The organism is Sinorhizobium psoraleae, assembly GCF_013283645.1.
Classification (GTDB): Bacteria; Pseudomonadota; Alphaproteobacteria; order Rhizobiales; family Rhizobiaceae; genus Sinorhizobium; species Sinorhizobium psoraleae.
The window spans coordinates 133178-147797 of record NZ_JABEKV010000009.1 but is presented as its reverse complement, the minus strand read 5'-3'; the positions used below and the strand labels follow the sequence as shown (position 1 = coordinate 147797).

General features: G+C 56.3%; 11 protein-coding genes and 1 pseudogene. All 12 read left to right on the top strand.

What is annotated here, in order from left to right; all coding sequences use genetic code 11:
• Positions 1 to 303: 303 nt before the first annotated feature.
• The 12 genes and pseudogenes from tnpB to ILFOPFJJ_RS30275 all read left to right on the top strand — a co-directional run bounded on the left by tnpB (position 304) and on the right by ILFOPFJJ_RS30275 (position 14606).
• Positions 304 to 684, top strand: coding sequence for an IS66 family insertion sequence element accessory protein TnpB (gene tnpB, locus ILFOPFJJ_RS30325; protein ID WP_173514192.1), 381 nt, complete (start codon positions 304 to 306; stop codon positions 682 to 684).
• 12 nt (positions 685 to 696) lie between these two features.
• Positions 697 to 1168 (top strand): annotated as a pseudogene (locus ILFOPFJJ_RS30320) (transposase domain-containing protein); the annotation flags it as partial.
• Positions 1169 to 1618: 450 nt separating this feature from the next.
• Positions 1619 to 2002, top strand: a complete 384-nt coding sequence (locus tag ILFOPFJJ_RS30315; RefSeq protein ID WP_173514191.1) for a hypothetical protein — start codon at positions 1619 to 1621, stop codon at positions 2000 to 2002.
• A gap of 249 nt (positions 2003 to 2251) precedes the next feature.
• A complete protein-coding gene (locus ILFOPFJJ_RS30310; RefSeq protein ID WP_173514190.1) occupies positions 2252 to 2977 on the top strand; it encodes a DUF6270 domain-containing protein in 726 nt (241 codons plus the stop codon).
• A gap of 80 nt (positions 2978 to 3057) precedes the next feature.
• Entirely contained in the window at positions 3058 to 3348 is a 291-nt protein-coding gene (locus tag ILFOPFJJ_RS30305; protein WP_173514189.1) for a hypothetical protein, read from the top strand.
• Positions 3349 to 3355: 7 nt separating this feature from the next.
• A complete protein-coding gene (locus tag ILFOPFJJ_RS34765) occupies positions 3356 to 3625 on the top strand; it encodes a hypothetical protein (RefSeq protein ID WP_210267650.1) in 270 nt (89 codons plus the stop codon).
• 153 nt (positions 3626 to 3778) lie between these two features.
• Complete coding sequence (locus ILFOPFJJ_RS36085) at positions 3779 to 4492, top strand: hypothetical protein (RefSeq protein ID WP_173514188.1); 714 nt, start codon at positions 3779 to 3781, stop codon at positions 4490 to 4492.
• 3 nt (positions 4493 to 4495) lie between these two features.
• Positions 4496 to 4900, top strand: coding sequence for a hypothetical protein (locus tag ILFOPFJJ_RS30295; RefSeq protein ID WP_173514187.1), 405 nt, complete (start codon positions 4496 to 4498; stop codon positions 4898 to 4900).
• 198 nt (positions 4901 to 5098) lie between these two features.
• Positions 5099 to 6700, top strand: a complete 1602-nt coding sequence (locus tag ILFOPFJJ_RS30290; RefSeq protein WP_173514186.1) for a heparinase II/III domain-containing protein — start codon at positions 5099 to 5101, stop codon at positions 6698 to 6700.
• Positions 6701 to 7554: 854 nt separating this feature from the next.
• The gene (locus ILFOPFJJ_RS30285; RefSeq protein WP_173514212.1) at positions 7555 to 8328 is read left to right on the top strand and encodes an ABC transporter permease; all 774 of its coding nucleotides are present in this window, start codon (positions 7555 to 7557) and stop codon (positions 8326 to 8328) included.
• 1055 nt (positions 8329 to 9383) lie between these two features.
• Entirely contained in the window at positions 9384 to 9989 is a 606-nt protein-coding gene (locus tag ILFOPFJJ_RS30280) for a hypothetical protein (protein ID WP_173514185.1), read from the top strand.
• A gap of 108 nt (positions 9990 to 10097) precedes the next feature.
• Positions 10098 to 14606, top strand: coding sequence for an FkbM family methyltransferase (locus ILFOPFJJ_RS30275; protein ID WP_173514184.1), 4509 nt, complete (start codon positions 10098 to 10100; stop codon positions 14604 to 14606).
• Positions 14607 to 14620: the final 14 nt, after the last annotated feature.

The following is a 14620-nucleotide window of genomic DNA, read 5'->3' as shown; positions in this document are numbered from 1 at the left end:
CTCAACATCGTCAATCAAACCGTGATCCGGAAGGTGGGACCAAAACAGCGCTTACCTTGTGCCGAGAGATGGCGGCAATGCTTCAAACCCGCTGGTCAGGGGCGGCGGCCGCCGTCATCGGAAGGCGGAGGCGGGTTTGGATCTATGATGGCTCACAAAAAGAAACGAGCCGCCACCGGTCTCCCGGCCGCGCAAGAAGGCAAGCATGGTGATGATCGAGCTTGGCGGCGGCCGTCGTCTCCGGGTCGAGAGCGACATCGACACTGAAGCCTTGGCTCGCATTCTTGATCTGCTGGAGCGGCGATGATCCCGGTCCCGAGCGGTGTGAAGTTCTGGCTAGCGACGGGCTATACCGACATGCGCAGAAGTTTTCCCGGCCTGACCCTGATGGTGCAGAAGACGTTGAACCGCGATCCGATGAGCGGCCATCTGTTCGTCTTCCGGGGTCGGAGCGGCGGCCTGATCAAGGTGATCTGGCACGATGGCCAGGGTGCCCGCCTCTTCACGAAGAAGCTCGAGCGCGGCCGCTTCATCTGGCCGTCAGCGGCCGACGGCACGGTGGTGATCACGCCGGCGCAGCTCGGCTATCTGCTCGAAGGCATCGACTGGCGAATGCCGCAAAAAACCCTGGCGTCCGACCTCGGCGGGATGAGCAAAACGCTGGCACGGCGGGAGCGAATATGATTCCATCCCGCCATGACCGATGCGGTCGATCAGCTTCCCGACGACCTTGCAAGCGGCATGCGATGATCCTCGCCGAGCGTGCAGCCCGACGTGAAGCGGAAGCCGTTGCCGCCCGCGCCCAGGCGGTGAACTCGCATTCGGATGCACTGATCGCCCGGCTCCGACTCGAGATCGAGAAGCTGAAGCGCGACATCCATGGCAGCCGCTCGGAGTGCAAGGCCCTGGCTTTTCGAACAGATGGAGCTGCAGATCGAGGAACTGGAGGCCGACGCCAGCGAAGACGAAGTGGCGGCGGAGATGGCGGCACGCTCCTCGGCGGTCAGGGCGTTCGAGCGCAAGCGTCCGTCGCGCAAGCCTTTCCCGAGCATCTGCCGCGCGAGCGCGTCGTCATCGCCGCGCCATCAAACTGCCCGTGCTGCGGTTCGGCCAAGCTGGCAAAATGGGCGAAGACATCACCGAGACGCTGGAGGTGATCCCGCGCCAGTGTGTGTAGCCCGGGGACATAACTGACGGGTGTTCGGGGAGATGGCTTAGTACTCGAATTCCCTGCTCGAGTGACGATATTCGCGGCGGAAGTGGTCCTCCCAAGGGTCGAATGTTTTCTCTTCTTTGCCGAGTTGGTCCGGCTCGCGTTCATCATCCCGGAGTTGGCGTTCGAAATCCATCTTAGAGTCCAAAAAAATTTCCGAATTGGTGGCCTTTGATGACAACCACAATAGGATCGGACTTGCGATTCGAATAGCGCGCGCCGTTAGTTTCGAGGGCGACGGAAAGGGTATCCCGAACCATATGTAACCCGGCTGTTGGGGAGCACGTTTCTGCACGTCTCTGCGTAGGACATGTGTTTGCCCCTTGTTGGACGAGCAGCTAATTGCCTATGGTGGCATCACGTCCAATGAGAGCAAGTACCGAGCCGAACTGCAAAGAAAAACTGATGGCCATTGTCGATCTTATCAAGGACCTCGAGACGGCGAAGGAACCAAGCCGCACGTTAGACGTGGCCTTGGCGATCTTGCTTGGTTACAAGCGTAAGGTCGAAAACATCAAGGATCCAAATTCTGGGGAACAGACTAGGCGCGTTCTCTGGCTACTCCCCGGCGGCCAAGATCCCGGTCGCGTGCCACTGTATACTGCCTCGCTTGAAGACGCGCACTCTTTTGCTCAGGCCACGGCCCCTGGACTCGCTGGAGGTGTCAGTTGGGATGATACTGGCGGATATGCTAAGCTTGGTGATGGACCCTATTGCTCTGGCGCCAACCCAGCCATTGCGCTCTGCATTGCTGCTTTGAAAAGCCAATCTTCTGAGAACAGTGACTAAGTGTACAACCTCGAGCGAGGCGTCCGAGGGCAGCCTCAAACAATCGTTAGCCACCCTCAAAGCTCCGACACGTCATCCCTCGCAGTGGCGGATTTGTGGATCAGGCCAAACGCACGAGGAACGAAGGATTGCGTTCCAAATCTTCCAATGATTAAACACCTTCAGATTGCTGATGTGCATGCATGAGCTATGGCGACAAACGCGCCGGATTCATCTTCATTAGCTCGCTCTTGCGTTGTGAGGTCCGCTTTGAAGCTAGCCATTTTTGGAAGTTGCGTTACACGCGATGTTGTCGCGCATCTGCCGCCGTCCATTCAGCTCGTGTCGTATATCGCTCGCTCCTCCGTCGTAAGTGCGGCACAAGAAACGCCATATAGGATTGAAAAAGAACTTCCGGATTCTATCGGAGCGTTTGAACGACGGATGATTGGGCATGACCTGGAAAAGACGGGTATTGAGAGCCTGATCCAGCGCAACCCCGACATTGTTGTCATTGATTTAATCGACGAAAGATTTCAAGTTTACGAGTATTCCGGCACGCTTGTAACTCTTTCCGCACGAATCGCTAAGGAACAACTGGGGATGGAAATCAGGCAGAAAGGCAGACTTTTCAGACGTAACGAGGCCTTTTGTAAGTATTTTTCGCAGTGCGCTGAACTTATTCTCCGTCGGATTTGTGGAGGAAACACCAAAGTCCTGGTCAATGAAGCATACTGGGCTGAATACCACGCCTCGGACGACGGGACAAAGAGTTACGACGACCTAGGAAACATCCGCCGAAATAACGAACGACTCAGGCAATATTACAACAGCTTGAGGACATTTCTTCCGAGGAAAAATTTCATTCGATACGACGGTCAATTACTAGGAGATCCAATGCATAAATGGGGCGAGTCGCCTTTCCACTATACGGCGTCCTACTATCAATATATCGCCAGAAAAATCATCGAATTTGGCGAAGAACAATGTGCTTGAGGCAGGAGCGTCGAATTAAATTTGTAGTGTGCGCCCAATTTCGCGCACACCTTTGCTCTGCGCCCCAATGAAGGAGATAAGTGGCCGATTTCGAAATCAGCAAAGTTCAAGATCCGCTGCCTGAACAAGAAGCCGCGCCCGATTACTGGTCTGGTCGTGATAATTTCGCGGGTTATGCAAGTCGACCTTCATGGCGTGCCGCATTCTCTCTTCTTCCTCGAGCATTTTTTGCGTTCGGTTGTAACGCCGTTAAAAAAAATTGCTGGCGATCGAGACAGCAATTCGGCCGTGTTCGCCCTGTGGAACAGACGTCAATGCAGCCGCAGTTAGTCACGATGAGCAATTGGGGGACTACGACTGACAGCGGGTGATGAGGGATTGCTGAAGATCTTTCCAGATCTGACCTTCGACGTCACTCATCGAGCCATGGCTCGGCGAAGAAGGCAAGTGGAGCGAAACGTCAACATCACCACTGGCGAGATGATCGACACAACGCATACTCCTATACGTAGGACTATCATCGACTTACCCGTCAACATCTCCCAAGTTGGCAAACCGAAGATGTGCGCGGCAAGGCGGCAAGCGTTTGGCCATACTTTGTTCCCACAAGGTGCGCCGTTCAACCAATTGCAGCCGCCGCGTTTATGATTTGAATAGCCGCCCTTATCTCCGAAAGCGAGTTCGAGGGCGGCGGGAAGGGGTTTCCCGAGTCAAATGGCCGACCTTATTGTTGCGTTTGTTGTCGGCGATGGGCTAGGTTCACCGCCCCAAGGAAGGGACAAAATGACAGGGGCATAGATTGTGCTGTTGTACTTTCAGGAATTGCTGAGCAAATTTGGACACAAGACGCCATGGGGCACGCTCATCCAAACGGAAGAACCAAAACGGTTGGTTGATGTTGCCGTCGATCCGTTGCTCGACCAGTTCGACGGACTGCTTACCAGGGGCATTCCAGACGCGTATAGAATATGGTGTGCGGCGCAGGAATATTTGCGATTGGGTGACACGAAAAGAGCGATCAAGTGCCAGAATCTCAACTATTTGCTGCACAATTCATCCATCCCGAACTCACTGAAGCTCGGCGAAGGCGTTAGGTTCGGATACGGTGGTATTGGGCTTGTGCTTCATCGAGATTGCGAAATTCGCAAAGGGGCACTAATCGGGGCAAATGTCACCCTTGGCGGCCATTCCGGTGGAAGGACGCGTTTGAATTCAGCGGGGAAGCGCATTGGCGTTCCTTTAATCGGTGAGTATGCCTATCTTGCCACCGGCAGCAAAATTCTGGGCGGCGTTGAGGTCGGGGCACTTTCAATTGTTGGTGCAAACGCAGTAGTTCTGAAGGACGTGCCACCGTTGGCGATTGTGGCGGGGGTGCCGGCCCGACAAGTCGGGCGCATCACGACTGAAAACTGCCTCCGATACAAAGGCGTATTTGTCGCGCTGCGCGAGAGCCCGAACGACGAATACGTGGCACTTGTCAAGCATTACCAGGAACCAAGACCACTGGATAGGTAAGTCATGACGCGGCAGGAAATCATTGAGCAACTAGGAGTTCTGAAAGAGCCTAACAGGCATCTTGATCTGCAAATTGCCGTGCTATTCAAGTATCGTCGCGAGAAAAACACCATCCCAGCTGACGGTGACAAACCAGCGCGGATCCAAGCCATATGGTACGACCCGAACGGGAAGATGGTGGGAATTGTCCCTCGTTTCACTGAAAGCATCGATGCCGCTAAATCTTTGTTTGATTACGCGCTCCCAAAGGCGGCGGGCGGCTTCAGTTTCCACAGCGGATACGCCCAAGCGACGGTTAATGGTGGCGAAGCCGTAACAGCATTCAATGAGGCAACGGCGCTTTGTCTGGCGACGATGAAAGCGGTGCCTTCCTTAGAATCGTCCGTTGAAACCGAGAAAGAACAGTGAACCAGATGCATCCTTCCGGGGTCGCTCCCACACTAGTCCATACGGGGACGGACGGTGTGAAGACGATCGTTCACCAAAGCCTGTCTGGCGACGACAAATACGACCACGATGGCAGGGTCGATTGGTCGCCGAATGAAGATAGAGCGACCGGCGAAAAATGGCTCATAGTCCAGTTTGATCCTAGTTGACGGGGAGCGCATGCTGCACAGGGCATTTTCAGCCTTCTCAACGACGGCGCGTTTTTCGGTTTCGCCATGGCACGAGAGAAAATTAGGCCTTCTGACAGAAAAGCAGGCTTCGTCCGGTCGAGAAATAATCGTCTCTAGGACGTGGCAGTCGTCGCAATTCGGGGCCGTCTCGCTCGATGACGGCCATTGGAATCACCTAGACGACAAACCCCGCACGCTCGGGTGGCAGATCCACCAGTTTGCATTCATGCACGACTTGATCGCTTACGATCGACACAGTAGGAGCAAGCATGGCTCGGAGCTCGCGCTTGCTATGATCGATCAATGGTGGGCGAAGTTTCGGGCGGTCCCTATGGTCCGAACCAACATGGCCTGGCACGACCACGCAACGGCATTGCGACTAAGCAACTTTCTGCTGCTCCGCAGCCACTTCGGCGCGCGAGGCAGTGCGTTGTTGGACGAGATTTGTAGACGACATGCGTCCCTGCTGAAGCAGGAAGACTTTTACGAGCGGGGGAATAACCACGGCTTTGACCAGAGCCTCATCCTGTTCGAATACTCTCAGGAAATGGGCGACAGCGAAGCGGAGCGTCTCGCGCGAGATCGGATCCGTTTCGAGATTTCTGCAGCCTTCGCGCCAGACGGCGGCCATGTAGAAAACAGCACAGGCTATCATCATTTCGGCATTGCGCAGGTGAAGCACGCGAATGAAATAGTGATGGCCTACACAGGTGAGGAGATCGATACTCCCGGATTCATGGAGAAAGCCGAATTAATCCTTGCCCACATGACACGCCCGGATCGCAAGCTGCCTCACATCGGAGACACCGCCGATTTCACCGTCCGACGGCTACCCCAGCCGGCTTTTAGTGATCTTGCCCTGCAGGACAGCGGCTGGGCTTTCTTCCGTAGCGGCTGGGATACACAGGCGCTGCACGGCTCGTTCAAATCCGGGTATCGTAGCCAAGCGCATCGCCATGATGACGATCTGTCGCTTTCCTTGTTCGCGCTCGGTGAGGAATGGCTGATCGATGGTGGAATGTTTGCGCATCAGCCAAAAGACCCAATGCGTATCTACATGCGATCCGCCGATGCCCACAGCCTGCCTTTTGTTGTCGGTGTGCCGGCGTGGCGAGACATGGCTGCGATCGGCCAGCACTCGCGGATCGCGTCGTCGCGAAGCTCCGAAACCAATTTCGAAGTGACCGGTGAAACGAAGATGTGGCGAGGGTTCGATGCCAGACGTACAGTCGTGTTCGATCGTCTCAAGCGCACGATTACCATCAGAGATCAGATCGAGCCCGTTTCGGACGCAGCCCATCAACGAGTAAAGTCAAGAACTGACAGGGGCTATGCCACCTACGGGACACGTTTCCTGACCCCCAACGACAAGCGGGTTATTCGCATGCCAGATGGCGTCCGCATCAGTGGTCAGAGCGGGACGCTTAGCATTCAATCGAGAGTAACATGCAAGATCATATCAGGGCAGTCGGTGCCAACTATTGCAGGCTGGCGCTCGACAAAGCCTAACAACGTTGAACCGGCTTCCGATGTGTCTTTTCTCGTGACAACACATTCAATGGACGAGACATTCGTGCTCTGCTGGGAGTAGCCTTGAACCTCAAGTTCTGCGACTTCGACAGTGGTCGAATCGCGGGAGTTGCCGAGATGAACCGTAGTGGTGAACGACAAGTCTGCAGCGTCGGCGGTGGCCTCCGGTGACGGCCGCCTTGCTGAGACGGGCTGAAAGCCGCAAGCACTAGGGATTAGTCCTATGACAATGCAGCGTGTTGAGTTGATTACAACAGCCGACCGGCATCTGGGCTTGTCTCGGGAGGAGACGAAGCGCCTGGTCGCAGTGCACAAACCCTCCGCGGCCAATCCATATTAGGCGCGCTCACCCACGATCCGCTGATCCGCTCACAGTCAGCGCGGAGCATTCCCAGTTCGGAGGCTCCTGAACACCTTGTATTGCGGCTCTTCGATATCGGCGTACGGCCTTCCACGAGCCTTAAGACCCGAGTGTAGCGACGTGGCGCGAGAAACTCGTCGGCCGAACAAGCCCGCGCGTGCCATAGCTAGACTAAGCTTCGTGACTGCGATCATTCTCTGCTTCACTGTTCCTTTGGAGGAGAATGGCCGTCAAGACTGAGCGGCCGGCATCGGACTATGGGCAATTGGTCACGAACCGGAGGCGGTTCGCTTTAGTGATTGCAGCCCCATTCCACCTGCGCACGGTGGCAAGCACTTACGGCGGTCGGCTGACCGTGGCCGTGAATCACGTCGCACGACGCGCGGTCGCCTTACTCGACTTTGCGCATGGATTTGAAACAGGATCGCCGCGCCGATGGACGCAGCTTTGTCCATGGATCACCTTTATTGTTTATTGCCGAGGATAATGCCGAGGCTTGCCCGCAGCGGGATGTTAAGGGTAAACAGGCGCGAAACCATCCGGAGTGCAAGGGAATGAGTTTGGCCACGACCCATCTTCGCGTTGTCTCCGCGATGATCGTTCGCGAAATGTCTACTAAGTTCGGCAGCAAGCCTGGCGGATATCTCTGGGCGCTACTGGAGCCTATTGGGTACATCGCGATGATGACGGTCATCTTCGGTGCCATTGCGCATACCCCCGCACTAGGCACCAGTTTTATTCTTTTTTTCGCCACAGGGTATCTTGGATACCAGATGTATCAGGCAAAGGTGATGTATCTGAGCTCAGCCGTGCGGGCCAATAAGCCCCTGCTCAGCTATCCGAACGTGGCGCCGATCGATGCGATCACTGCGCGATACGTACTGCAAACGCTGACGACAACACTTGTCTCAGCAATTGTATTTGCTGCGATATTTTTAACATTACCGCACAGCCCTGAACTGAATTGGCCGAGATTGCTCGAAGCTGAACTATACGCAGGGTCACTGGCGCTTGGCGTCGGATTGTTCAACAGCGTCATGTTCGTAAAATACGCCCTTTATGAGCAAATATACGGCATTCTCACGAGACCAATGTTCCTTTTGTGTGGTGTGTTCTTCGTGCCAGGCGACATGCCTCATCCGTACAGAGACATTCTTCTGAGCAATCCCCTTTGTCATGTGATAATGCTTTTCCGCACTGGCTTCTACCCAGAGTACAGAGCGATAGGTCTGGACCTCCCATACCTCGCCCTGTGCTCTGCCTTGGTGTTCTTCGGCGGTATGACCGTCTTCACGATTTCCCGAAAGACGCTGCGAAACGAAACATAGAAAAGGCCGCGTCGAATCCATCGAGGTGGAAGCACGCCTTGGGGCTGACGGGGACCTGATACGTCATTGGAGTGTCTCGTCCGTCTCCAGCCTCAGAAAGATAGCAGCAGTTCAACTACTGCCGATTATCGAGCACGTCGCCTCCCACTCGCAGGCAATAAAATTGTGCTCACTGGCGGAAGCGCTGGTGGTTTTGCCGCTCTGTATTACGGCTCCCTAGTGCCCAGCACGATTATGGTTGTAAACCCTCAGACCGATTCTGCACTACGCGTACATCCGAAATTCCGTTTCAAGGTGCTTCGGTTGGACAGCGGGTGAGAGCCTGGAAGGCTGCTTCACGGATCAGGTCTTATCACTTCACTCATATCTTTCCGGTCACCCTCCAATGCGCGCTGTCCATTTCCAGAATGACAGCGACACCCATCACCTGGAGCGCCATGCATTCCCACTGCTAAGAGCGCTAGGCGGAGATGCCAGCCACAACGGAATAGATTTCTACTTCCGGAATTGGGGAAAATGACCGCGCCCCTGCCGCCCGCCACGTATGCAGACTGTGTGAACCGCATCCTCGCATACGGGACGGATGAAATTGCGGATATCTTGGTCGCCAGTCTCGGGAAGCACGGTGCGGCGCGCCTAGAGGCAGGAAACCAAGATTTCGTAACATTCAATCGTCGTCGGCGACAGCGTCGACTAGCGTCACGATCTGAAGCGAAACCGCGTGTGACCGTTCCCAAAAAGCCTTAACCATTTTCGATCAAGGCGGCAGGTGGCCCGACTGGGAGGTGAGGCATAAGAGCGTGTATGCTTCCTCTGGAGTAGGGGTGGCTCGTGACCTGCTCCCCAGGAATGTCCTCGCCGCACTTTCTTACTTGAAGCCAGCGTCGAAGCGCCACATACAGGCAGGTCGTAGAACGCTCTTGACCTTTGCCGCTTAAATCGACAAACGATTACAAGCCCTCAACTTTATCGCGATTAATTCAGCCTAATAGGGCTATGAGCCGGATGAATGTCAGGACGGGCACAGCGGCGTATATCAAGACCGGATGGTTAGCATGGTAGTCGGGATCAGAGATGAAGCAGAGTTGGCAGATATTGCCTTAACCTTGAAAACTCCTGCGGATGTTCGCCAAACCGAATGGCAGTCTGAGGTTATTGCGCTTGAGCAGTCATTGGCCAAGGCTCGCCGCGAGATCGAAGTGTTGCAAACGGCGCGGGAAACCAACAGAGAGCGCGATGCGCGAACCGAGGTTTCGATCACCGCAGCTTTAGCTCGGTTCGAGGCACTGCAGGAAGAGAAGATCGCACTGGCGGCAGAAGTGGTAGAACTCCGCGACCAACTGGCAGCTTCTGAACGCGCGCGAGCCTCAGAGCAGGCTAAGGTTACTGCACTGCAGAAAGAGAAAGCTTCCCTGGCGACACAGGTCGCATCACTGCGCGACCAACTGGCGGCCTCTAAAAGTGCCCGAGTGTTAGAGCAAACAAAGGTTAATGCACTGCAGAAAGAGAAGACTGTACTCTCGGGACAATTTGCGAAACTGCGTCACGAGTTGACAATCTCGGAGCGGAAGCTCAAGGCTGTGTACAAAAGCACGTCTTGGCGGATCACGAGGCCGCTTCGTAGCGTGAAACTACCCTCCATATGGAAGACGGCCCGCTGATTCGGCGCGCTTCGCCCCACCAAAAGCCCTCGGCAAGGATGTTTTCCCGGGATGGGGAGGTTGCTTGTCGCGCGTACGAAAGCATACGGGAAGACGGAGTTCTGATCGGTGGACAACAATATCATTGCTCTAATAGACCAAGGGATATCCTACCAGATATACCTACCCGACTATGCGACCGACTATATTCAGAAGAAGTTGGCCGAAACTGGCACGCCTTATGAATTGGACATGTTGCGCGACATGGGGACGCGCCTCGGGCCAGGGGATTTGGTGCTCGACATCGGCGCAAATGTTGGCAACCATACCCTGTATCTTGCTGCTGTCTATGGTTGCAGCGTCATAGCATTCGAACCGAATGCTCATCTGGCCGAATCCTTAATCCGGAGTGCGAAACTCAATGATCTGGATGCCCGGATCAAAGTCATCGCCAAGGGCGTGGGGGCCGAGCCTGGTCTGGCTGCATTCAGTGCCGATCGACCGGACAACCTAGGGGCTCAAAGCCTCCTCGAAGGTCATGGGGAGATCCCGGTCGTCACATTGGATAAACAGCGTCTCGGAAGCGTGGTCAAGCTTATAAAGATCGATGTGGAGGGCATGGAACTAGCGGTTCTACGCGGAGCCGAAAAGCTAATCGCCCGCGATCGCCCCATAATCTACGTTGAAAGCGCCACTGAAGCGGCATTCCACGAGCTTATGGGCTTTCTGAAAAAGCAAAATTACTTGTTCTGGGATACGTTCAACGCGACACCGACCCATCTTTTTCTGCCTGCGGAAACAGTCACCACAGAGCAACATCTGGAACACATGACAACACGGGAGGTTCTGGAATCCTATCGCAATGCAGCTGATCGAGCGAAGCTGCGAGAGTCATTGAACAATGCCAATCTGAAGTACCGAACGGTGACCCAGCAGCTTGCAGAAGCGCGGGACGGATTGGGCGCTGCCACTGTAAGGGCCCAGACCGCGGAGCGGGAGGCCGAAACACTGCGGGTGAAAGTCACGGAACTTGAGGCCCGATTGCACAATACTTTGACTAATATCGCTCTCCCGGCCGACGCGGAAGCAGGCACCTCGGTTTCCCCTGAACTTGTGGCCGCATGGACGTTGGCTCTTCCGGTGTCGCCTGAAGATGCTGCTCGGCGGTGGGCCGCCTTAGCTGATCGAATACGGGCTCGGTTTCCGAACCAGGCCCTTGCACTGCTACGTGTGGCTTATGAACTCGATCCTTCGCGTCGAATTGCTCGGAAACTTGGTTTTGCATTAATCGAAACTGGCTCGCCTGAGGACGCTCTCAAAATACTTCAGCCGGTGGTGGACGGACTGAACCTCTCCTCGCGCGAGGAGCGATTGCTGAAGCTTGCGCGCGAAGGCCATGACGCCGCGACTTTGAAGGCGCGCGCTGCCCGCGTCCTGCGCAGCAGGCTGCGTGTCGCGGCAATCATGGATGAATTTACTTACACGGGCTATTCGCCCGAATGTGATCTGCAGCAGCTATCGGTCGGGAATTGGCAGACCGAGCTAGAGGATTTTCGGCCCGAACTGCTTCTTGTCGAGTCTGCCTGGAGGGGACTCAACGAGGAATGGGGTCCGAAGGTCGGGCGATTGAGCCGGGAAGTACAGGGCGTCCTTGAATGGTGCCGCTCCCGCAATGTACCAACCGCCTTCTGGAACAAGGAGGATCCGGTCCATTTCGAGACCTTCCTGACTACAGCGCAAAAATTCGATCTGGTTTTCACCACAGACATTGACTGCATCCCAGGCTACAAGGAGGGACTGGGACATGACCGTGTCCACCTTCTGCCTTTTGCCTGCCAGCCCGAGATCCACAATCCGCTCGAGATCGCAGAGCGCAAGGATGCCTTCTGCTTTGCTGGAGCCTATTATGCTCGTTATCCCGACCGCACCCGGGATTTGGACGACTTTCTGGACAAGCTGAGTGAGTACCGTCCCTTCGAGATATTTGACCGCAATTTCGGCAAGGATCATCCAGACTACATGTTCCCGGAGGGTTACAAGAAGTACATCATCGGCACATTACCGCCTTCCGAGATCGATCGAGCGTACAAGGGTTACACCTTTGGGATCAACCTGAACTCGGTGAAGAATTCCCAGAGCATGTATGCTCGCCGGGTCTATGAATTGCTTGCGTCCAATACGCGGGTCATAAGCAACTATTCACGGGGCTTACGACTTATGTTCGGTGATCTGGTCGTCTCGACCGACAGCGGCGACGAGGCACTGCGTCAGGTCCGCAGGCAGGACGATATGGGCCTCACCGCTAGGTTGCGGCTGGCGGGGTTGCGCAAGGCGCTGTCGGAACACACCTACAGCCACCGATTAGCGCGGGTCGCCCATCGCGCGGGGATCGATATGCCCGATGCCTCCGCCCTTCCGCAGATCACCGTTTTGGCGCGGGCCACGACTCTGTCCGAGGCCGAAAGCCTGGTTGCGCAGATCCGCCGACAGAAGCTGGCTGGTTTGAGCCTGGTTCTGGTCCTCCCCGCGGAAATCGATCTGCCCGCGGCCGATCTGCCCTGCCCGATGCGCCGGCTGACCCCGGAAGAAGCCGACCGAATCCGCCTGGGCGACTTGGTGACGTGTGACGAGTGGCTGGCGGGTTTCGTTCCTGGCGATTATTACGGCGCGAACTATCTGACAGACTTGATCCTTGCGACCCTGTACAGCGATGCAGCCGTCCTAGGCAAGGCAGCCTATCACTACCTCGACGAGGCTGGCATAGTGCCTGTCGATGGTCCCAGCTATGTGCCTGTCGATCGTCTGGCGGCCCGCCGCTCGCTCCTGCGCGGCGATCAAGCGCCTGCGGCCCGCCTGGCCCCCTGGTTGCAGGCCCTACCGGAGGCGATCCTCGAAGGAGACGACATACTCGCGCTCGATCCGTTCGGCTATTGCGAAGGTGGCGCTCTTGATCCGGATGATGCAGAGCGAGTTACGGCCGCGGTGGAGGATTTGCCCGGGATCAATCCGGGGCTTGCCGAGGCCGATCTTGCGGCGCGGGCTGATGCGATGGCTCCGGCGCGGAACGCCGAAATCACCGTTCCCTTCGTCGCCGGCGCGGCGCTTGCGGCGGACATGCTGAAGCCTGCGTCAGGCAAGGTCACTTGGACAACCGATGAGAGGGGGATTTGGCATCTGACCAGTACGCTGGGCGACGAGGAACATGTCTATATCTATGAAAGGAAGTGCCGCCCGCTGTCGGATCTGCACGGCGACGATGGCGGCTATCGCCTGCATCCGTTGGTCGGGCCGGGGCTGAGCACGCAATTCGTTGCGGTCTGGCTCGATGCGCAGAAGCAGAAGCTCGGCCATCAAATGTTGACCACAAACCGAAATGCCCGACTGAAGCCACCTGAAGGCACAGAATTCGTCCGGTTCGGCATCCGTCTACGTGGTCCGGGTAGTTGCGCTGTGCACGGCGTCTTGCTGAACGATCACCACCCTGCCGCGCGTCCGATTGTCTCGGGATCGAGATTGCTCCTGTTGACCAATCATTACCCCTCCTATCGAGATCTCTACCGCAACGGTTTCGTCCATAGCCGAGTCCGCGCATATCGCGATTTGGGCGGGATCACGCCGGATATCTACCGGTTGCGCCCCGAACAGGATCTATCCTGGCACGAATTCCAGAACATCGACTGCATGACCGGCTCGGCCGAACAACTGGATCTGTTGCTGGACTCCGGTCAGTATGACCATGTGCTCGTGCATTTCCTCGATGCGGACATGTGGCGGGTGCTCTCGCGACATATCGACCGAATCCGGGTGACGGTCTGGGTCCACGGCGCCGAGGTGCAGCCTTGGTGGCGGCGGAGCTTCAACTTTTCAACGGATGCGGAACGGGAGAATGCCAAGGCGATCAGCGATCAACGGCTAGCTTTCTGGTGCGGGCTTTTCGCGCCCTTGCCGAAGAACTTGCGTTTCGTCTTCGTCTCGCAGATTTCAGCGAATACCACGTTCGAGGATCTGGAAGTCGCCTGTCCACCGGACCAGTACCGGATTATCCACAATCCCATCGACGACCAACTTTTTGCCTTCCACGAAAAGCCCGCCGAACAACGCGGTAAGATCCTGTCGATCCGGCCGTTCGCCTCACGCACATATGCCAACGACCTTTCGGTCGAGGCGATTCTGGCGCTGCAACCGTGGGAGTTCTTCAAAAATCTCGAAATCCGCATCGTCGGTGACGGCCCTCTCTTTGAGGAAATCACCGCTCCTCTAGCCGGCATTGGCAACGTTACCTGCGAACGGCGCTTTCTTACTCAGGCTGAAATCGCGGCCGTCCATCAGGAATACGGCGTCTTTTTGGTGCCGTCCCGCATGGACAGCCAGGGTGTGTCGCGTGATGAGGCGATGAGTTCGGGCCTTGTCCCCGTCACCAGTCGCGTGGCGGCGGTTCCTGAATTCGTGGACGACAGTTGTGGCTATCTGGCTGAGCCGGAGGATGCCGAGGGCCTCGCGCGCGCTATCATGGATCTGTGGGAGAACCCCGACGTCTTCCTGCGCAAGTCGCGGGCGGCGGCGGAACGCGTTCGCCGCCAGAGTGCATACGAGAGCGTTATCGCAGCGGAACTGGCGTTGATTTCCGCTCCGGAATGACAGACGAACAGAGA